17 protein-coding genes and 1 tRNA gene are annotated in these 21893 nt (G+C 43.4%); 8 read left to right on the top strand and 10 right to left on the bottom strand.

Annotated features, from left to right (window positions below; all coding sequences use genetic code 11):
- Positions 1-8: 8 nt before the first annotated feature.
- Complete coding sequence (locus JMY08_RS08135) at positions 9-2636, top strand: ABC transporter permease (protein WP_201592783.1); 2628 nt, start codon at positions 9-11, stop codon at positions 2634-2636.
- A gap of 212 nt (positions 2637-2848) precedes the next feature.
- Here the strand turns inward: JMY08_RS08135 and JMY08_RS08140 are convergent, their stop codons facing one another.
- Positions 2849-4228 (bottom strand): PIN-like domain-containing protein, encoded by a 1380-nt coding sequence (locus JMY08_RS08140; protein ID WP_201592785.1) that lies wholly within the window; start codon positions 4226-4228, stop codon positions 2849-2851.
- Positions 4229-4697: 469 nt separating this feature from the next.
- On the opposite strand from JMY08_RS08140, the gene JMY08_RS08145 reads away from it, so the two are divergent.
- Positions 4698-6035 carry a valine--pyruvate transaminase gene (locus JMY08_RS08145; protein WP_201592787.1) on the top strand — a complete coding sequence of 446 codons (1338 nt, stop codon included), beginning with the start codon at positions 4698-4700 and terminating at the stop codon, positions 6033-6035.
- Positions 6036-6131: 96 nt separating this feature from the next.
- Here the strand turns inward: JMY08_RS08145 and JMY08_RS08150 are convergent, their stop codons facing one another.
- The 4 genes from JMY08_RS08150 to hisB all read right to left on the bottom strand — a co-directional run bounded on the left by JMY08_RS08150 (position 6132) and on the right by hisB (position 9446).
- Complete coding sequence (locus JMY08_RS08150) at positions 6132-7046, bottom strand: DJ-1/PfpI family protein (protein ID WP_201592788.1); 915 nt, start codon at positions 7044-7046, stop codon at positions 6132-6134.
- A 499-nt stretch (positions 7047-7545) separates the two neighbouring features.
- Positions 7546-7935 (bottom strand): hypothetical protein, encoded by a 390-nt coding sequence (locus tag JMY08_RS08155; protein WP_201592789.1) that lies wholly within the window; start codon positions 7933-7935, stop codon positions 7546-7548.
- Between the two features lie 201 nt (positions 7936-8136).
- Complete coding sequence (hisH, locus tag JMY08_RS08160; protein WP_201592790.1) at positions 8137-8781, bottom strand: imidazole glycerol phosphate synthase subunit HisH; 645 nt, start codon at positions 8779-8781, stop codon at positions 8137-8139.
- A complete protein-coding gene (gene hisB, locus JMY08_RS08165) occupies positions 8781-9446 on the bottom strand; it encodes an imidazoleglycerol-phosphate dehydratase HisB (RefSeq protein ID WP_227679637.1) in 666 nt (221 codons plus the stop codon). The genes hisH and hisB overlap by 1 nt, the downstream gene beginning before the upstream one ends.
- Positions 9447-9833: 387 nt before the next feature.
- On the opposite strand from hisB, the gene JMY08_RS08170 reads away from it, so the two are divergent.
- Together JMY08_RS08170 and JMY08_RS08175 are read left to right on the top strand one after the other, a co-directional pair.
- Positions 9834-10256 (top strand): hypothetical protein, encoded by a 423-nt coding sequence (locus JMY08_RS08170; protein WP_194620473.1) that lies wholly within the window; start codon positions 9834-9836, stop codon positions 10254-10256.
- A 122-nt stretch (positions 10257-10378) separates the two neighbouring features.
- Positions 10379-10454: transfer RNA gene (locus tag JMY08_RS08175), tRNA-Phe, on the top strand.
- A 106-nt stretch (positions 10455-10560) separates the two neighbouring features.
- Here JMY08_RS08175 and JMY08_RS08180 read toward each other — a convergent pair.
- Complete coding sequence (locus JMY08_RS08180) at positions 10561-10932, bottom strand: hypothetical protein (RefSeq protein WP_201592791.1); 372 nt, start codon at positions 10930-10932, stop codon at positions 10561-10563.
- Between the two features lie 179 nt (positions 10933-11111).
- Between JMY08_RS08180 and JMY08_RS08185 the strand changes: the two genes are divergently transcribed.
- Both JMY08_RS08185 and JMY08_RS08190 read left to right on the top strand, forming a co-directional pair.
- Positions 11112-11612, top strand: a complete 501-nt coding sequence (locus JMY08_RS08185; protein WP_201592792.1) for a DUF4385 domain-containing protein — start codon at positions 11112-11114, stop codon at positions 11610-11612.
- 127 nt (positions 11613-11739) lie between these two features.
- Positions 11740-12417 carry a phosphoglycolate phosphatase gene (locus JMY08_RS08190; RefSeq protein ID WP_201592793.1) on the top strand — a complete coding sequence of 226 codons (678 nt, stop codon included), beginning with the start codon at positions 11740-11742 and terminating at the stop codon, positions 12415-12417.
- Between the two features lie 27 nt (positions 12418-12444).
- On the opposite strand, the gene JMY08_RS08195 is transcribed toward JMY08_RS08190, so the two are convergent.
- Positions 12445-14022: a YifB family Mg chelatase-like AAA ATPase gene (locus JMY08_RS08195; RefSeq protein WP_201592795.1), complete on the bottom strand. Its 1578-nt coding sequence runs from the start codon at positions 14020-14022 to the stop codon at positions 12445-12447.
- A 374-nt stretch (positions 14023-14396) separates the two neighbouring features.
- On the opposite strand from JMY08_RS08195, the gene JMY08_RS08200 reads away from it, so the two are divergent.
- Both JMY08_RS08200 and hemN read left to right on the top strand, forming a co-directional pair.
- Positions 14397-16850, top strand: a complete 2454-nt coding sequence (locus tag JMY08_RS08200; protein WP_201592797.1) for a penicillin acylase family protein — start codon at positions 14397-14399, stop codon at positions 16848-16850.
- A 248-nt stretch (positions 16851-17098) separates the two neighbouring features.
- Positions 17099-18640: an oxygen-independent coproporphyrinogen III oxidase gene (hemN, locus tag JMY08_RS08205; protein WP_201592799.1), complete on the top strand. Its 1542-nt coding sequence runs from the start codon at positions 17099-17101 to the stop codon at positions 18638-18640.
- A 233-nt stretch (positions 18641-18873) separates the two neighbouring features.
- On the opposite strand, the gene JMY08_RS08210 is transcribed toward hemN, so the two are convergent.
- The 3 genes from JMY08_RS08210 to JMY08_RS08220 all read right to left on the bottom strand — a co-directional run bounded on the left by JMY08_RS08210 (position 18874) and on the right by JMY08_RS08220 (position 21871).
- Positions 18874-20289 (bottom strand): esterase-like activity of phytase family protein, encoded by a 1416-nt coding sequence (locus tag JMY08_RS08210; protein ID WP_201592800.1) that lies wholly within the window; start codon positions 20287-20289, stop codon positions 18874-18876.
- A 211-nt stretch (positions 20290-20500) separates the two neighbouring features.
- On the bottom strand, positions 20501-21361 hold the full coding sequence (locus JMY08_RS08215; RefSeq protein ID WP_189583983.1) for an SPFH domain-containing protein: 861 nt from the start codon (positions 21359-21361) through the stop codon (positions 20501-20503).
- 12 nt (positions 21362-21373) lie between these two features.
- Positions 21374-21871 carry an NfeD family protein gene (locus JMY08_RS08220; RefSeq protein ID WP_201592801.1) on the bottom strand — a complete coding sequence of 166 codons (498 nt, stop codon included), beginning with the start codon at positions 21869-21871 and terminating at the stop codon, positions 21374-21376.
- Positions 21872-21893 lie beyond the last annotated feature (22 nt).

The raw sequence follows: 21893 nt of genomic DNA on the forward strand, positions 1-21893 counted from the left end.
GTATCTTAATGAATAGTAAGCCCACAGACAATAAATCGACTGATACCAGTATGCGTCAAGAGTCCAGTTATCCTAGCGGCATCCTTAATCAATTATTTGCCCGTACCTTAGGTTTTCAAACACTGGGCTCACAAGCACTCAGTCGCAGTTGGTGGCAACGCTGGGTATATCCCGTGTTGTTTCTACTGACGCTAACTCTATCGCTTGCAACCTACCTGACCCTCGACTCTGTACAGCAGTCTGTCGATAGCTATATCAATGACAATCAGCGCGCGCTCGTTGGTGGGGATTTAATATTAAACAGTAAGCAAGACTGGCCAAGCGAAGTATTGACGCAGGTAGAAACTATCGCTGATACACAGACGGTGTATGACTATCAGTTTAGCGCCATGCTGGTCAATGATGAGCAAACCTTGCTTGCCAGCGTCAAAGCGGTCTCGCCGTCGTATCCCTTATACGGTACAGCGGAGCTTGCCTCAGGAAAGCCGCTTTGGGAGCAGCTGACGTCTGACAGTGTCATCGTCGCACCAGAAGTACTCAGTAGTCTACAGGCCAATGTCGGTGACCGTATCACCATTGGCGATGCGCAATTCACGATCGGTGATGTACTGACAAAAGAACCTGATAGACCGCTGACCACATTTGGGTTCGGTGGGCGTGTGTTGATGAAACAAGATGCACTCCCGGCGACCAACCTATTGGGTCAACGTAGCCGAATAAACTATCGTATCGAGATGGCAGGCGACCCAGAGCTAATAACCACGCAGCGTGAGCAGCTTACAGATATCCTGACCAATTATCCTGATATCGAGCTCTCTGACGCAGAGTCCGCAGACACTTCGGTCTCGCGTATCTCTGATAATGTGCTGATGTTCTTAAAACTGCTAGTCATCGCGGTATTGCTACTATCTGCGGTCGCCATGTACGGTGTCATTAGCGCCTTTGTCAGTAAGCAGCAGTCCAATAACGCCATTCGCTTAGCGCTCGGCGAACCACTTGGCTCACTCAAACGTAGCTACTATCAATTGCTCATCATCACGACCGCCATCGCTTGTATCACAGCGATTGCGCTTAGTCTGGGCTTACTCAAAATCGGTCAGCCCTATATGGTGGCTATCTTGCCTGCTGATGTTGGCCTAGCCATCAATCCAATCAGCGCCATCAAGACCATTGTGATTGCCTTAGTCCTGACACTACTGATCGCTCAGCGTGGTTTGAGTACGCTGAGCACCACCAAGCCCGCGACCCTACTTAGTCAAGGTGCGAGTACGCAAACACAAAACTTGCCTTGGTATCGACGCGTGCCATTACTATGGTATGGGCTGATGCTGGCAGGGCTGTATGCCTTCTTTGCTTATGAGGTTGGCTCACTGTCATTAGGCGCACAGCTATTGGGCGGCTTGATTGCTCTGGTGGCGATATTTTGGCTACTGGCTCGTGGGTGGCTCTGGCTGCTTAACAAGTTGGCGACGAAAACCAAGATCAGTTGGATGCAGCGTATTGCCATTCATAACCTTGCGCGTAAAGGCAACCAATCTGCGTTGTTCTTTGTCACCTTATCGCTATCGGTGGCGGTACTGACGCTTATCACCACGCTCAATCACAGTATCAATGCGCAGTTTATCAATGCCTATCCTGAAGACGCGCCTAATCTGTTTTTGCTCGATGTGCAAAGCGAACAACATGACGATATTGATGCGATCATTGAGGCGCCCGTCACTTATTATCCCGTCATTCGTGCGCGTGTGGAGACGGCCAATGAGGTGGTGGCAAAAGATATCGTGCCTGCAGATGGGTTTGATGATCCCACGCGTGTCTTTAACTTGAGCTACGCAGATACGGTCATGGAGACCGAATATATCACTGAGTCACTCACAGATGACACGTTATACACCCCTATCGATGCGACAAATGAACAAGTCAAACCCTTGTCTATTTTGGACACTGCCGCCAGTATGCTCAATGTCGGTATGGGCGATCAGGTTCGCTTTAACATTCAAGGTATCGAAATCGTCGGGCAGATTACCAGTATTCGCACGCGCTATGAGCGTGGCCCAAGCCCGTATTTCTATTTCTTGTTTGAGCCGTCTGTGCTGTCCGCTGCCCCGCAGATTCAGTTTGCTACTGCACACGTGTCAGAAAGTGCCATTCCAGAGCTACAAGGCAAACTGGTACGCGAGTTCCCTGCTGTCACCACGATCGATGGTACTGCCATTGCCAAGCAAATCCAAGAGCTGGTGGTACAAATGAGCCGCTTGGTCTATGTGTTCACCTTGCTTGCCCTACTCACTGGGGTCATGGTGCTGATCAGCTCGCTACTGTCTACTTCGCAAGATCGTATGAAGGACAGCGCCTCATTTAGGCTACTCGGCATGCAAAAGCGTGACTTGTATATGCTCAATATCTTAGAGCTGGGTGTGCTTGGTATTAGCGCGGCGACCTTTGCTGTCGTTATCGCTAGCGTTGGCGCATGGGCAGCCATCACGCAATGGTTTAATCTACAGTTTAGTGTGCCGTGGACAAGCTTGGCTATTGGCGGTGCAGCGTTAGTCGTCTTGCTGTTTGCTATTGCCATTATTTATGTGAAACTGGTGATTGGACGCGGGATTATGGCGCGGGTAAGAGCTATGGTTTAAGCGTATTCGGTTTTAGTTTTATATAGAAAAACCCCTTCATAGGGGTTTTTCTAATTCTGTATTATCTGATTATTTAAGGGAGGCGTTGGCGATGGCTTGAAAAATAACTTAAAATAACATGTTATCAAGACATAGTTATTTTTTTAAATCTTGCTAAAATTTCAGAAACTAATATTTTTCTAGCATCTTTTTAATTTTGAAATAATGAGTTACTATTTTTTCTTGAATGCTTTGAGCTGAGCCAACTTCTCTTCAATTGTAGTCTGCTCAGACTCTTCATCTCTCGTTTGAAATTTGCTTTGAGAAGGCCAGTTTTTCTTTCTCGAGTCAGACTCCTTGATCTGAGCTAACAACTCTCCAATTGTAGTCTGCTCAGACTCTTTATCTCTCGTTTGAAATCTACTTTGAGAAGGCCAGTTTTTCTTTCTCGAGTCAGATTCCTTGATCTGAGCTAGCAACTCTCCAATTGTAGTCTGCTCAGACTCTTCATCTCTCGTTTGAAACCTACTTTGAGAAGGCCAGTTTTTCTTTCTCGAGTCAGACTCCTTGATCTGAGCTAACAACTCTCCAATTGTAGTCTGCTCAGACTCTTCATCTCTGATTTGAAATCTGTTTTGAGAAGGCCAAATTCCATCATTTGAATACTCCATTAAACCTTTTGCTTCTTCAATAGCTTTATCATCTATTTCTACACTTAAGTAACTTCTGGCATCACTTAAAAAATCATTTGTTCTATACATTTTAAAGTCTTCTATTTTTCCTTCTTTATATACTTCAGCTTTTAGCTCCTGACGTGCTCCAATATTCTTTTTACCGCTAGAATTGACTATTTCCCACCAGTCTTCTTTTGAATCATCAGTTATAAAAATAACATTTTTTATATTCTCTTTATCTTTAACATAATCTATAGTTTGCTTCCATATAATTAAATCTCCAAATTTTCTTTCGTAAAAAACTCCATCAAAAGTAAAACTAGCATAATCTATATCTTTTCCTTTGCTTTCATCTGCATATCCAGGAGGTATATTTTTATCGTACCTTTCTTGACCTTCGATATATAGATTATCTAGCCATAACTGCTCTGGCTCATCACCGATTCTTGTCTCTAAAATCTCATCCAATTTATTTCTGATAACATCTAGACTTCTGACACATGGTTGTTTTCTATCTACTTTTTCAACTTCTTTCTTAAAATTATTAACTAAAGAACTAATATTTTTTTGTAATTTCTGTTCTTTATCAAATAATAAAGGATTCCTAGTTTTAAGTTTAAAATCTGAAAATGAGAAGTGTTTTTCTATCATCTCTTCTATTTCAGTAATTTTCTTTAGCATGTCTCTAGGTATAGATTTTTCGTTTCTAATAACATCTAACCTTCTTCTTTGATACTCAAGGGCAACATGGAAAGGAATCCAAACTCTATTTTGAATAGCCACTAAAGTTTTGAAAAAACCCTTTTGTGTTTCACTCGAATACTGGTATAAATTTAACAAGACATTCGTATCGAATACGAATATCGTTTCTTCCGAAGACCATATTTTAGATAAGTCATCATTAGTTAGTTGATAAAAGCTCTTAAATTTATTATTCATACCGCTTGATTTTCCTCTTGGAATGCCCGTAATTAATATATGATATATTACTGTACAGTAATCTACTAATATCACAAATTTTTTTCTTCTAAGTCCAGCTTATTACAATAATGCTTGAAACTAATCTAGTTTTATAAAAGCAATTATCAATAGAATCTTAACAAGCCTAGACACCACTTCACCAAGTATGACATAAGATTTCTTTCAATCTAACAATAATCACTTGAGGAGGAGGTGGAGGTGGAGATAGCAATATTAGCTATAAAGAGTCTAAGGCACAAAAAAATGCCTTCTATTCATATAAAAGGCGTTTTTTGATTAATTCGATGCATCAGCATATAAACCAATATCAGCCGTGCAGTTTGCTTATTTATTGGCGGGATTACCTAGCCCTCATTTGCTATACTAGCCTAACTTTTATCAATCAAATTCCTTCTTATCAAACCCTCCAAAACAGCATGGTAGTCTTATGAAATTCTCAAAGTTCGGTCAAAAATTTACCAAACCCACTGGCATCTCACAATTAATGGACGATCTAGGCGATGCGCTAAAAAGCGATCAGCCAGTCAACATGCTGGGCGGTGGTAACCCTGCCAAAATTGATGCCGTCAATGAGTTGTTTTTGGAGACGTATAAAGCACTTGGTAATGACAATGATGATGGCGTACCCAATAGTAGCGCGATTATTAGCATGGCGAACTACTCTAATCCGCAAGGCGATTCGGCCTTTATCGATGCCTTGGTTGGCTTCTTTAACCGTCATTATGATTGGAACCTCACCTCAGAAAACATTGCCCTGACCAATGGCTCACAGAATGCGTTTTTCTATCTGTTTAATCTGTTTGGCGGCGCTTTCGCTGATGAAAAGAGCCAAGATACAGAAAGCCAGTCTGTAGACAAATCTATTCTACTGCCATTGACTCCTGAGTATATCGGCTATAGCGACGTGCATGTCGAAGGTCAGCATTTCGCAGCGGTATTGCCACATATCGATGAGGTGACTCATGACGGCGCGGAAGGCTTCTTTAAATATCGTGTCGATTTTGACGCATTAGAGAACTTGCCAGCACTAAAAGAAGGTCGTATCGGCGCGATTTGCTGCTCACGCCCGACCAACCCGACTGGCAACGTGCTGACCGATGAAGAAATGGCGCATTTGGCCGAGATTGCCAAACGTTATGACATACCGCTTATCATCGATAATGCCTACGGTATGCCCTTCCCAAATATCATCTACTCTGACGCGCATCTGAACTGGGATAATAATACGATTCTTTGCTTTAGCCTGTCGAAAATTGGCCTACCCGGTATGCGTACGGGTATTATCGTTGCAGATGCGAAAGTCATTGAAGCAGTCAGCGCAATGAATGCAGTAGTGAATCTAGCGCCGACACGCTTTGGTGCAGCGATTGCCACGCCATTGGTAGAAAATGATCGTATCAAACAGTTATCAGACAATGAGATTAAACCGTTTTATCAAAAGCAGGCGAAACTCGCTGTTAAGCTATTAAAAGAAGCATTGGGCGATTACCCGCTAATGATTCATAAGCCTGAAGGCGCGATATTCTTGTGGTTGTGGTTTAAAGACTTGCCGATTAGCACGGTTGAGCTGTACGAGATTTTAAAAGAAAAAGGTACGCTCATCGTGCCAAGTCAGTATTTCTTCCCCGGTGTCGATGTTAGCGATTATCAGCATGCGCATGAATGTATTCGTATGAGTATCGCAGCGGATGAGCAGACACTCACTGATGGTATTAGAGTCATTGGTAAAGTGGTGCGTGAGTTGTATGATGAAGCTAAAAAATAAGATTAGATGCTAAAATCATAAATTCAAATAGTAAAACGAAAAAAAACGGACTTATTAATAGTCCGTTTTTTTATGCTATGACCGTATGAGAACAGTTTAGCTAAGCTCTTTTAACAAAGCCTTAGCACTGACCTTACCAAATTCATTAGCGGCTAATGGCCCATCACCTGAAATCAGCTTTCTGTCTTGATGAGTGTTACCTGTTGCCAATTTATTGCTAATAGTGACGCCTAGGTCTTCAAGCTTATCCCCAAAGTACCATGGCATCGTACCAGGCAGATAACCAATTTTTGGCATTTGCTTATCCATACCAGTGGGGAACGCTACCATCTTATAGCCTTTAAAAATAAACTCGCGCTCGGACTTATCATCCGCCTTATCCGACCCATTAGGACTGTCGAGATTAGCGGCTAATAAAGCCGCCGGGCCATGGCAAATAGCTAAAGTAAATAAATCTCTATTATGACCCCAACGTAGCAATTCACCAAAGTTTTGGTCTTCGGGCAGACCTAACATCGCGCCATGACCACCCGGAATAAAGATTGCTGCATAATCTTCACTATCAGCCATATCGTTTTTAACAAAGTTAGCGATACTTTTTGGGTTATTCAGCGTTGATTCATATTCAGCATAGATTTTTTTGACGTCGTCATCTTTGTCTGGCATTGCCCACTGTTCAACTTTCACAGACTCACCTGTAGGGGTGAAAACGTCTACCTTAAAACCTGCTTGCTTAAAATGCAGTAAAGGTACCATCATTTCAACGGGATGATTGCCGGTATCGAATTTTTTACCATTTTCCATGGTCATGTACTGCTCTTCGGTGCAGACCATTAGAATTTTTTTATCACCAGTGTATGGCGCGTCATACTCCGTATGGTCATAGTTAGTTTTACTTGGTGCGGCAAGTTTCAGTGATGATTTAGAAGGAATAAAAATCCCCGCTTCGGTTTCTTGCGCCTCTAAACCTAAAGTATCTTTCGCCTTGTCTAATAAATCTTGGATATTCATAGTTTTTCCTAGTTATTATTAATTATGGAGGATGGATATAGTCGATTCAATTTAAAAGTAGTACAAGGCAACCGAGTGTAGATGTATATGTGATACTTCAAGCGAGGTTAACGCTGTAATACTTTTATAGTGGAATGACTATACCTAATCAGGCGATATTTAAAGACAATATGCTTAGGATATACGCCGATACCGATACCTTTTGATCTTAAGATAACAAACTGAGAAAGGGTTAAATAGATAAGACTTTTTATATTTCGTAAGCTTTGTAAAGAGAGCGTGTTTAATCTGTCAAATTACAACCGCTGCAATAGCTACCTACTTAGGCAGAAGCTATTTTCGAAGTCATTTGTGTGGATATTCTTATAGGAGTATTGTTCTTGACGAACAAACGCAAAAGCATGGTATCAAAGTGATTTGGTGAAGTGGTACGCGAGTTGTATGATGAAGCCAGAAAATGAGCAATCATGAGCGCAAAGAGCAAAATAAAAAACGGACTCTAATAGTCCGTTTTTTGATGTCGTTTAATCATAGGTTTAACTTTACTGACTGACTGAAAATTCTTGGTCCATACGGTAAAACCATATAGTACGTAAGAGAGCAGACACGTATTGATCAAATCATGAATGCTGGCTTTAAGCTCTGCGCTGCCTATCGCTGAGAGGCCAAGCTCGGTAATCGTCTGGCGATTATCCAAATACTCACCCAATAAGGCGATAGCTGTCACCATTATTAAAGCAATAAATGCCCTAACGCTGTACTTCTTAAAAATTGGACGCATCAGGATTAAGCTTAATAGATAAACGCTGATGCCTACATAAATATGTAAAGCATCTTTTTCCAATCCTGTGGCATTCACGACACTATTTTTGAAGATATAAAAATCCACGATTTTATTCCGTGTATAAGAGATAGAGAATAGCTGAGTATAAATAAAAACCGATTAAGTATAAATTTAAAATAAAAAAGAGTTTGCGATAATGCAAACTCTCTTGCGTGAGGGCAAAGCAATGCTTTACTCCTTCCTCGCTCAGGTTACGCCATTGCGAACCTACCTGACTGCTAAATCAAATATTTGACGCATATTTTGCTAAATATCCCATTCGACGAAGTTTTTTAACAGCTGCAAGCCAGCGGTATGGCTTTTTTCTGGGTGGAATTGGGTGGCAAATAGATTGTCTTGGATGACGCTAGCACAAAACGGCTGACCATAATCACAGACAGCAGCGACTTGTGAGCTATCGGCAGGCTCGCAGTAGTAGCTATGCACAAAGTAAAAGTGCGCATTGTCCTCGATACCCGTCCACAATGGATGCTCAAAATCCATACCACTAATGGTATTCCAGCCCATGTGTGGTACTTTAATCGTAGCACCTTGTTTGTCTTTCCACGTAGGGTTAAAGGCTTCTACCGTGCCGTTCAAGATACTAAGACAGTCTGTACCGCCATTTTCAGATGACTGCTCAAACAACGCCTGCATGCCCACACAGATGGCCATAACGGGCTTGTTAAACACTGCATGGCGTATGACGTCATCAATCCCTGCCTCGTGCATGCCAGCGATACAGTCACGCATAGCACCGACACCTGGGAAGACAATCTTATCTGCTGCCGCCACCACTTTGGGATCGTTGGTGATAGAGACTTCCGCTCCTACCACTGACAATGCTTTACTGGCGGAATGTAAATTACCCATACCATAATCTAGTAGTGCAATTTTGGTCACTTTAGCCATTAAAATGCCTCTTTGGTCGATGGTAGCGTATTTAACGCACGATCATCATATTCACAAGCCATACGTAGCGCACGAGCAAAGGCTTTGAAGGTTGATTCGATTTGGTGATGGCTGTTTTTGCCTTTTAGATTGTCTAAATGCACCGTCATCCATGAGTGATTGACGAAACCGTAAAAGAACTCACTGAACAAATCAACATCGAAACGACCCACATGCGAGCGGGTAAACGGAATGTCCATATGCAGACCTGGACGACCTGATAGATCGACAACCGCACGCGTCAACGCTTCGTCTAGCGGCGCATAAAAGTGCCCATAACGACGAATACCTTTTTTGTCGCCTAGCGCTTTATTAAAAGCTTGCCCAAGCGTGATACCTGTGTCTTCGACGCTATGATGGTCATCGATAAAGGTATCACCGTTGCATTTGATATCTAAGTCAAACAAACCATGACGCTTGATTTGATCAATCATATGATCCAAAAATGGCACACCAGTATCCACAGTGCCTTTACCTGTGCCATCAAGATTCACGGTACAAGTGATTTGCGTTTCGGCAGTGATGCGTTCAACGGTCGCGATACGTTCAGGGCGACCATGTAGATTTAGGTTTTTTGGTGCAGTTTGCTCAGGTGTATCAGCGGTCGTCGTTGTATTGGCGGTCATGGCTACTCTCTATCAGTTTTTTATCAGTGAAAAGCGGTCAATAAATAGGGCGAAAAAGCGCCTATTACATTGTTGCTAGTACCTGAATCAGCACTAGCAAAAAATGTATTAGAAAATGATATATACAAAAGATATCAAGGCATTAGGGTTTATACGTACTAAATATTATATAGCCTCATCATAGCAAACCCTAACATTTACCGCCACGGTCAAGCGGTAAACCACGCACAAAATTACCTCATTCTGCTAAAATAGTGTATTCAGTATTATCAATCATGACTCGCACTGACTGTGAGACATCATATTCTATAGCCTACTCTCTATGGCATAGTGCTGTGTCATACTGCTACTTTATACTATAAAAACCCTTTGTTTATAGGAACTGCCATGCCTTTAGAAGCGATCGCCATTAATAGCTTGGATGCCCCACTTATCAAAAAACCTGCTCGCGACAATGAGCTAGCAGAGCGCTTGCAGGCATTGTACGATAGCGATGACGCGCAGCCTGATGGTCTCGAGGTATTAAATATCGTTGAGCAGGGCTTTAAGCGTGGGCAATACCTATATGTCGGTATGTTCAATGACAAGCCTATCGCTGCCGTTGCCTGTTTTGATGATGGGCAGACCAATGCCAAGCGCTTACAGTATCTTACTGTTCATACCCAAAATCGTGGTCGTGCTATCGATGCCAAGTTTATTAAACTGGTTTATGATGCCGAAGTGAAAAAAGGCGTGCGTGAGTTTGTCCCTGCTGATGCGGATATTCACCGTATCATGAGCGAGTATGAGCTTCTGCGTGTCAAAGATTAGTTTTAGCGTTAAAAAGCGATATTTTGATAAATAAGTCATTTTTTTAATCTTTTATCGCTTATGATGCAAAAACTACTTGACAGTAACGCCTATATTTAGTTTAATAGCGCCTCAACGAAGACGGCTCGATAGCTCAGTCGGTAGAGCAACGGATTGAAAATCCGTGTGTCGGCAGTTCGAACCTGCCTCGAGCCACCATTCGTTTAAGAATTCTAAAAAGCCCCAGACATTTAATGTTTGGGGCTTTTTTTTATTTGTAATTTTTATCGTATTCTTTAGCATTGATTTTATTCATGCGTTTCTCTTATTCGTATAGCCGACCACGTAATAATAAATTACAACGCTCGCGTGAATCCAAGTCATAAATGGTCGCACGGTAATCAATACCGTGACGGCCTTCAAAAAACACCACCCGATCACCCACTGCTAAGAAACAAGACGTACGCGCATCATAGATAAAACCATCAATGACAAATGCCAAATCACGATCTATCTCGCGTACCGTATAGGTTTCACCTTGCGGAATCAAACGCTCAAACCATGCGCTATGAGCAGCATTAGTGCTTAGCACACTTATCAGCAGCAGCGCTGATATCATAAAGGCACTTTTTGACGGCGTCGCAAAAGTCGCGCCAGCTAAGCTGATTTTATTTAGGATATTTTTATTAACTGTCATGACCTTAACCTACTCAGACCTGCCCAATGATTGATTCTGTTCGCTACGCTTCTTATGCTAAACGCTTACTGTCACGGTTGCATAACATTTCTGTGCTGTTTTTTAGACGGCAGTGCTCAGTATACTCGATAGCAATGTTAATGATAAATAAGACAGATAAATGCTAATAGGGATAAGCGATGAGAGAGTTTGATTATGATTTGGATTATAAAAACCTAGACTTGCGGGCGCAGCCTGAGCTGTATCGCGTCGGTCGCGGTGAGCAAGGCGTATTATTGGTAGAGCCTTATAAGTCTGAGATACTGCCGCACTGGCGCTTTGCCACGCCTGATATTGCGACTGAAAGTAGCGAGGCTATTTATCAAATGTTTTTAGATTATCTGGCAGCTGATGACTTTGTCGGTGCCGATATGGCGCGTAAATTTATTCAAATGGGCTATACGCGTGCGCGTCGCTATGCCAATCACAAAGGCGGCAAGAAGTACAAAGGGCCAGTGCCCGATGATAAAAAAGGCCAAAGCGGCGCACATGGTCGCGCAGAGTTACCACGGCAAGAGGAAGACCCAATCAAAGCAGAGTCAGCGCGTATCTTTAAACAAAAATGGGATGATTGCCGCGAGAATAAAGATTATCTAAAAATGAAGAAAGAGCATCGTAAACGTTACAAAGATATCGAGTGACTGCTGATGTTTATGATATTAAGAACAGTAGAACACTAAATTGACTGGTCTCAAAACACTACTGTGCTAAGGTATGGCACGATATACCAAACATAATAAATATAACGACTTCCAATAGTGAGGAACAATGGATAAGCAACTTTTGATTTTTGATTTTGATGGCACACTGATTGATAGCGTGCCAGATTTGGCTGATGCGACCAATGCGATGCTGACCACGCTTGGCAAAGAGACCTACCCTATTGACAGCATACGTAATTGGGTCGGCAATGGCTCCAGAATGCTGGTCGAGCGCGCGTTGGTGGGTCAGGTAGAGGTCTTAGAAGGTGAGCTGACGGCCGAGGAAGCTGATCATGCCGAGCAGGTGTTTTTTGAGGCTTACAACAATATCAGCGGTAGCAAAACCGTCGCTTACCCAGATGTCGATAGCGGACTAAAGAAGCTGAAAGATGCAGGTTATATACTGGCATTAGTGACTAACAAGCCCATTCGCTTTGTACCGAAGATATTACAGTCATTTGGCTGGCAAGACTTGTTTGCCGAAGTGCTGGGCGGTGATAGTCTAGCTGTTAAGAAACCAAACCCTGCGCCGCTACTGCATGTCTGCAATGCGTTAGACATTAATCCTACCCATGCTGTCATGATTGGTGATTCTAGAAACGATATCTTAGCTGGACAAAACGCCAATATGGATACCCTTGGTCTGTCTTATGGCTACAACTACGGGCAAGACATTCGTGAACTGAATCCTACCAAAGCATTTGATGACTTTGCTGCCTTGGTTGATCATCTTTTACAAGGGTAAATGATAAATAACTGAACATCACGCCAGCTACTTACTTCGATAGCTCAGTGCCTCAGACACATGGGCACTCGTGATATCGACACTGTCAGCCAAATCAGCAATGGTACGAGCAACGCGCAAGACTCGATGGTAACCGCGTGCCGATAGATTCAGGCGTTGCTGAGCCAGCTGCAATAACTGCTGCTCGCCCTCTCCTAGCTGAATATATTTATCAATCTCGCTAGGGCTCAGCTCATTATTGACCTTTTTTTGCCGCTTGAGTTGATGCTTGTGCGCGGCAGCGACCCGAATCCGCACTTGCTCGGAGGTTTCACCAGCTTGGGCATTTTGCAAGTCGGCTATTGGCAGTGCTGGCACGGTAATATGCAAATCAATGCGATCGAGTAATGGGCCCGACAGCTTATCTTGATAGCGCTTAATCTGCTCGGGACGACAACGACACCTTGCCGAGCCGTCACCATCATAGCCACACGGACAAGGATTCATGGCTGCCACCAGTTGAAAGTTGGCTGGAAAGGTCATCTGTGAATTGGCACGGCTAATGGTAATTTGCTTCGCCTCTAATGGTTGGCGCAGTACCTCTAACACGGTACGATCAAACTCCGGCAATTCATCAAGGAATAACACGCCTTTATTGGCAAGGGTAATCTCGCCCGGTTTGGGACGTGAGCCACCACCGACCAAAGCCACCGCTGATATGGTGTGATGAACTTGCCGAAATGGCCTTGTCCCATAATCATAATCACTGTCTGCCACTGAATAAGTACTGGCCACTTCTAACGCATCCTCAGCACTCAAATCTGGCAAGATAGTCGGTAGCCTCGAGGCCATCAATGTCTTACCCGAACCGGGAGGGCCTGTAAACAGCAGAGAATGACCACCAGCGGCGGCAATCTCTAGCGCACGCCTAGCATGATGTTGGCCTTTGACATCAGCTAAGTCCACTTTATAACCGGTATGCTTTTCTATTGCAGCGGGCGGTACAATCTTTAAGCACTCATAAGTGGCATTTGGATTGGTCAATGATTGCAAATGATCGCAAACGGCTTTTAGACTATCTGCCGCTAATATCTCTACACCCTCGACACGGCTAGCTTCCGCACCATTATCGATCGGGACAATTAACTGCGGCGTTTGTGGCTCTTGATCCTGCTCCGTCAATTCTAGTTCATCATTATCTGCCGTCTGTAAGACTTTGGACGCCAACACTTCCGCCTTTATCGCTCGTGCTACTGCCAAGCTGCCCGTTACTTGCCGTAAATTCCCATTGAGCGCTAACTCACCGATAAACTCAAACCCTGATAGTACTTCTGGATCCAACTGATCGCTGGCTGCCAAGATGCCAATGGCAATGGGCAAATCCAGCCTCGCGCCATCTTTTGGCAAATCTGCTGGCGCTAAATTAATCGTCAGGCGACGATTGGGAAACTGAAAGCCGGAATTCAGAATGGCTGAGCGCACACGATCTTTACTCTCGCGCACAGCAGCTTCTGGTAGACCAACGATGGTTAATGCTGGCAAGCCTTGCGATAAATGCACCTCAATAATGACCTTGGGTGCGTGCAAACCGACGACTGAACGGGTATAGACTTGAGCAAACGACATCAGCGTTTCCTAATAAAGGGAGCTTTTGATCATAAAGTATTATGTATCAGTGCGCAAATGTCGTGTATTTTATAATAAAAATGGTTTGGCTACTGTCAAACCGCCCTTTCTTAACGTTTTAACGAACCATTATCTATTGATTTTTTGAATGCCGAGCTATGATTTCAAAGAATAAAAAGCGCTCCTAACTTTTATTTTTATAAGAAAAATAATTTTATTAAATTACTGGTAAAGTTATTTCTTTTAGGTATATGATTGGTGAGTGTTTGTACACTGAAAGCAACAATAGCAATTTATTGACTATTTAGAGCACGACAGATAAAAGGATTATCAGTGCTTTAAATCGTAAAAATTAACCATGGATGGTAAATACAATGAATATATTGATTAAAAATCGGCGAGTGCCCACGCTCACCCTACTCACAATGGCTGTTTCTTTAGCATTATTCGGCTGTTCTGATAGTGATAATAGCTTTAACGATGACGATACTGATACCCCTACCCCTGCATCGACGTATGAAGCTGACATTCAACGTACCGAGTTTGGTATACCTCATATTACCGCAAAGGATTATAAAGGGCTGGGCTATGGTGTCGGCTATGCTTTTGCTGAAGATAACTTCTGCTCGCTGGCCAAAGAAGTTGTGGTCGCTAGCGGTCAGAGCATGCTGTATCTAGGCGATGAAGGTAATGTTGATAGCGATGTATTTTATACTTGGTACAACTCTCCAGAGAGAAAAGCTGAATTCTTAGCGGCTCAAGATCCTGAAACTATCGATGCAGTCACAGGCTATGCAGCAGGCTTTAGCCGTTATCTGCGAGATAAAGGTGTGGCGAATATTGATCCTGCTTGTGCTAACGCTGAGTGGGTTCGAGAGATTACTATTGATGACCTACTGACAGTTTATGGTAAAGCCAATCTACGCGGTGGGCTCTCTAACTTTGTCAGCCGTATCGTAGCGGCAGCTCCTCCTACAACTACTGGCATTCAAGGTAGCTCTAGAATGAGTAGCGTCGAACCTACAGTAGAGTCAGATGAAGAGTTTGACATGACGACTATCAATGTACTGAATGGCGGTAGTAACGCTTATGCCTTTGGTAGTGAGGTGACAGGGACAGATAGTGGTGTCCTATATGGTAACCCACATGAGCCATGGAACGGTGTCCAGCGTTTTTATGAGTTTCATACAACGATACCAGGTGAGCTTGACGTGATGGGCGCCGCCCAACAAGGTCAACCTTTTATCAATATTGGCTTTAATAAAGACGTGGCTTGGAGTCATACCGTATCAACTGCCAAACGCTTTACGCTTTACCAGCTTAATCTAGTAGATGGCAACCCTTTGAAATACAAATACACAAATAGCGCGGGTGTGGTTGAGGAACGTGATATCGAAAAAGTCGATGTGACGGTTCAATTGCCAGACAATCAAACGTTGGTTCAACCTATCTATTTGTCTCAATATGGGCCTATGCTCGCAGCTAACTTGCTCGATGGTCGTTTGCCAACGTGGGGTGCGAACAATCTGGCTTATACGATTCGTGATGCTGCCTCTGAAAATCCAAGAGCACTTAATCAGTGGCGCAGTATGAACATGGCCACTAGCGTTGAGGATCTCGTCGATAGAATGCAGACTACTTTAGGCCTAGGCTTTGTTAATACCATCGCCACCGATCGTAATGGCAAGGCGCTCTATGCTGATATCTCGACCGTGCCTAATGTCACTAGAGAAAAGCTGGAAAGTTGTGGTACTAATGCGGGGATTTTCCTGAATGCTCTGATTGCATCTGACTTGCCCGCACTAGATGGCAGTAAAGCTGCCTGTGAATGGGGCAATGATGCTGATTCACCACAAGCAGGTATTTTTGGCGGTTCAAACTTACCATTCTTAATTCGTGATGACTACGCTCTAAACTCGAATGACTCTTATTGGTTTAGTAATGCAGAACAGCCGTTGACAGGTTTTTCACCGTTATTGAGACGTGGGTTGTTACCGCTTTCTGAAGATGCCGCGCCATTATCTCCACGTACTCGTATGGCCTTTACTCAAATATTTGATCGATTAAGCAATAAAGATGGTTTAGGCGGAAATACCTTTAATCTTGATAATATGCAACAAGTCGTCTACGGAAATCGCAGTTATGGTGCTGAATTAGTGCTTGATGATGTTTTGGCAGATTGCCAAGCTAATCCGACATTACCTTTGACTGACGGTGGGACTATCGATGCCACTCAAGCTTGTACTGTCTTGAGTAACTGGGATCGTCGTAATAATCTTGATAGTAAAGGTGCTCATGTCTTTAGAAAATTCTGGACCAATTTTGGGTTTAGTAGTTATGCAGGATTTAGTGTTCCATTCGATAAGGCTGACCCTGTTAATACACCTCGTGATTTAATCATCAATGATAAAACACGTAAAGCTTTGGGCGACTCTATTAGCTATTACAATAGTAAAAATATTGCGCTTGACGCACCGTTAGGTAGCTTACAATTCGTTATTGATGCGGACAGAAACGGTGAGAAAATTCCTATGCATGGTGGCTTCGGTGGTGAAGGCATCTTCAACGTTGCCAGCTCAAGTCAAAACAGCGATGGCACTTATGGTCCAATTACCAATGGTCCAACTTATATGCAATCGGTAACGTTTGATAGCAAAGGTCCGGTAGTGGAAGCGCTGTTAGCTTTCTCGCAAGCTGGTGATACCACACGTCCTTTCCATCGTGATCAAACCCGTCGTTATGCAGACAAAGACTGGATACGTCTGCCTTTTAGTGCTGGTGAAGTATCTAAACAAGCAGTTGGTGCTAAAATTGAGTTAAGAGAATAAAATTCTTCGTTATTTTAATATAAGCAAAAGCCCTCAGATAGACTCTGGGGGTTTTTCTATTTTTAAAACAAAGTAAATCCATAGGCTAAGAGAACTTACCAATCACCCTATTATAAGCAAGGACTTGCTATACTATCCTTTACAAACCAAGTCACTACTATCGCTAAAAGACGCTGATACGTTATCGATTATCACTAGTGTATGAGGTTGCTTTAATAGGCGCAAACAGCATCAAAAAGGAATGCCACATGACAGAACACTCTGAAACAAACACCCAGCAGCCTTATAATCGTGCAGGAGAGCAACCTACCACGGTACGCCCTGTCATGCAGCCGGACAACCCTTACGCCAGTACGCGCGGCAGTATTATGACCAAGCAGCTACCTACATTTGATGAATCGATTATCAATAAATACAATCGTTCAGGGCCACGCTATACCTCTTATCCAACGGCATTAGAGTTCTCACCAATCGCTGATGGCATTGAAACAAAAATTCTCCAAAATCGCGAAGCCCGTGCGCCATTATCGCTCTATTTCCACATTCCATTCTGTCGCCATCTCTGCTATTACTGTGCCTGCAATAAAATCATCACCAAAAAAAATAGCGACTCAGGCGATTATTTGCAGTACTTAATCACTGAAATTAGCCACAAGCGGCGCTTGTTGGCCGCACCCGATGGCAGCAGCAAGCCACTCGTTAAGCAGCTCCATTTAGGTGGAGGCACGCCGACGTTTTTGAGTGATGAAGAGATGGGTCAACTGTGGGATTTTTTGCAGACCCAGTTTGAATTTTTACCCGAAGGTGAAGGCGACTACTCTATTGAGATTGATCCCCGTGAGCTGGGTGACGAGACATTAAAAACGCTACGCAATCTTGGTTTTAACCGCGTCAGCTTAGGTGTGCAAGACTTGGACGAAACAGTGCAAATCGCTGTCAATCGTGTGCATTCAGCAGAAATGATCGAGAATGTGCTCACTGAGGCACGCGAGCTTGGTTTCCGCTCTATCAATATTGACCTAATTTATGGTCTGCCGCATCAAACACCTGCAACCTTGGATAAAACCGTACGCCGCATCATTGAGATGTCACCAGATCGTCTGTCGGTATTTAACTACGCTCATTTGCCAGAACGCTTTAAAGCCCAGCGTCAAATAAAAGAAGCAGACCTGCCAGACCCAGCGGCTAAGCTTGCCATGCTCGGCAATACCATCAACACACTGACCGAAGCTGGCTATCAATACATTGGCATTGATCACTTTGCCAAGCCTGATGACGAGCTAGCGGTGGCGCAGCGCGAGGGCAAACTGCATCGTAATTTCCAAGGTTACACCATTATGGGTGACTGCGACTTGCTAGGCTTTGGTGTCTCCTCTATCAGTCAAATTGCCAATGCCAATACCCGTTATATTTTGCAGAATGATACTGATTTACAAGCGTATCAGGCCAATATCGCTGCGTCGAAAAACAACCCTACTATCATGCCAGCGGTAAAAGTGATTAAAACGTCGATTAAAGATCGCTTACGTGAATATGTGATTATGAAGCTACTCTGTCACGACTATATCGACTTTAAAGATGTGAATCAGAAATTCGGTGTCGACGCCATTACTTACTTCATTGATGAGATTCAGCAATTGGGCGAGATGCAAGATGACAAGCTCATCGATATGGATGCCGCTGGGATTCGGGTCTTACCAAAAGGTCGCCTACTCGGTCGCAACGTCGCCATGGTATTTGACGAGTACTTGGCAAAGAAGCATCAAAATCGCTTTTCTAAAGTCATCTAACTATAGTCAAAATATCCTAAAGACGCGACGGTATTGCTGATATCGGTTTTTTGTAGCCTCTGTCTGCGCAGGCACAGCAAGCAAGGAAAATTGATATCAGCAGTGCATCATGTATAGATATTACTTTTTACTGACTATAGACTGGCTTTTGAGTTAATTATTAGCAATAAAAAAGACCTCGCTTGAGGTCTTTTTTATGATAAATGCGGCGACTTACCATCCGCCACCTATCACTACTCAATAGGCATGACGATGTATAGCCTATTCGCATCTATGATGGTTTTTTCTCTATCAAGATATTTGTGTTCAACGGTGCTTTTTGGTTTTTTATTATCCCACCCTACTATGTCCGTATCTGTCATCGCTGAATCTGTGATAGAAAAGTCATCATCGTTTAGCAACCCAAGTGAGCCATCTTGGCGTAGCCACAGACCTTCAAGTTTGTCATGTGGATAATCTAGAGTAGCAAGTACATCGACGACCAAGGTTTTCTTAACGGGCATAATATTGATATTTTTAAGTACCTGCCAGTTATATTCATCAGCTGCAATAAGCTGCTCGAGTGTTTTTCCTTCGATGGTTAAACCAACATGCTCATCTTGTTTAATCGCCTTTAGGTGGTTGGCAGTAATAATGGTTTCTATGTCTGTTGCCTGAGAGAGGTTAATTTTATAAATATATTTTTTTGCCGACTCATCTTGGAGTGGAAATTTGCGATCATGTTCAATGAGATAAAATTCATGATCGCTGAGCGCGACTAACCCTGACACCACATGCTCCGCTACATCAAGACGATATACGTATTGAGCGATCTGGCCAGATTTTAGGTTAATCGTAATAACCCGTGTCACGCTAGAACCGCGCCCTGATTTATCAGGATTGTCCATTGACGATTCTATAATGCCTACCAGCGTGGTTTGATTTGGCGTAATCGTTAATGCTTCCATGCCACGATTGGCGCGGCGCTTGGTAAACTCCATCGGCAATAAAATTGGCGTGCCATCAATCATCACATTGTTACGCTCATCACTAGCAAATGGGTTGATACGCTCAATCTCTAACCCATCCGCGTCATAGTGGACGAGCTGTGGACCATACTCATCACTAATCCAAAAACTTCCGTCTGTAAGTGCAGCGAGTCCTTCGGGGTCTAAACCATTGATATCAGTCTTGATAGGATTCGTCACTTTATCAAAAGGCAGGTTAGGGTTTACGGTCATCGGCTGACCATCGATATCATAGGGCACTTCATTGGTCCCGCCCAATGCTTTTGGATTCGGTAGCCCAGAGATAGGATTGCCATTGCTGTCTTTTAGCACTATCTCTTTTACCTTGATAATTTTGCCGTCCTCATGTAACTCAAATAGCCCGATTGACGGTGTATAACTCGGCACTAAAAACTGCTTACCTTTACCCCCAATCCCATCAAAATCAGCATTGGGACCTCGATCAGTAAGTACATAAAACTGATTGGCATTAATTGGATGTGCCGCTGCGTCTGAGCCGTAGCCACCACCACGAATCTCTAATTTTTGCTCAGGATAGGCGGCATTAATATGTGTCGCATCAAGCACGGTATAAGGTAATGGGCTGCCTTGAGGGAAATTCTCTATTGAGATTATTTCAATATTTGGATTTTGCTTGTTCATTGTTTTTTTCCTTGTATCAGTATTTTTATTATTTGAGAAAAGGTGTTTTATGTTTCATTTTTCGCGCTTGAAAAACCAGCAAAAATAGTATGATCAAATTTAAGTCAAAAAAATAGCCAGTGCTTCGCATACTCACTGGCTATTTTTATAAGTTGTAGCTATGTGATCAAAGAACATGTAATCAAAGTACATGTAATCAAAGCATCATTGCTTAAACCTTCAATTTATCACCCACCATACCTTTCACTGTACTGAGGATATCAGCAGGTAATACCACCATTTTTGCGTTATCAGACTCAGCCAGCTCACGAATCGCTTTGATATACTGCTCACCCAGCAAGTAAACAATCGGCATCTCTTCAGTGCCCATGGCATTGGTAATCAAGCGAATAGACTCTTCTGACCCTTTGGCAAGCACCACCTGTGCCTCTGCATCGCGACGTGAGGCTTCCAAACGCCCATCTGCCTCTAAGATAGCGGCTTGCTTTTGACCATCAGCACGCGTCACTGTCGCACGGCGTTGACGTTCAGCAGCTGCCTGCTCTTCCATCGCTGTCTGCATGGTCGCTGACGGGTTGATATCTTGAATTTCTACTGTTTTTAGCGTGATACCCCAATCAGAAATATCTTCTGAGATGGCATGCTTGAGTTTGGCCTTGATCTCGTCGCGGCTAGATAATGCGCTATCCAGATCCATCTCACCGATGATTGAACGTAGCGATGTTTGTACCAGATTACGAATACCGTATTCATAATCTTCGATACCATATACCGCCTTATCAGGACGAACGATATTAATATAAGCGACAGCGTTCGCTATAATAACCACGTTATCTCTCGTGATGACTTCTTGAGAAGGAATATCGAGCACGATGTCTTTGGTCGTCACTTTATAAGACACATCGTCAACATAAGGAATAATGAGGTTTAGCCCTGGTTCTAGTGTTTGGCTATATTTACCAAGACGCTGCACGACCCACTTATACCCCTGCGGTACGATCCGAACACCTTTAAATACGGTAAACACCACCAGCGCGATCAAGACCACCATTACGATATTGAAACTTCCCATATTTCACCCCTATTATATTTGCACACTTTTATTTATCGCTGCCTGCGATTTCATACTACTGACGACCAATTCATTACCAACGATATCGGTCACGATCACCCGATCACCGACCGCCACTTGTTCCCCTTTCGTGCGGCACATCCATTCAGCCGCTCCCACGATAGGCACACTAAACCGTACCATGCCCGCTCTTTCAGGCTGCGGTGGTACGATAATCATACCAGTCTCACCGATAATGACGCTGCCGCCTAGCCCTGCCTTGGTACGATCCACTGACAGAGGCTTAATAAACTTAAACCATGCCAATAGAAACACCGCAGAAAGTACCAGCCAAATAACAATTTGGATGGCGAGCGAGATAGGTAATAGCCACGACAGTGCCGCGACGATAATAGCAGCAGCACCAAACCAAAGGCTGGCAAACGTCGGAACAAACATCTCGACAATCAGTAGCACAAAGCCTAATACCAGCCAATGCCACGGTTCAATCATCCAGAGCATCTCAATCATTGATATATTCCCTGTCTTTGTC

This window comes from Psychrobacter sp. Pi2-51, from assembly GCF_904846665.1.
GTDB lineage: Bacteria > Pseudomonadota > Gammaproteobacteria > Pseudomonadales > Moraxellaceae > Psychrobacter > Psychrobacter glaciei.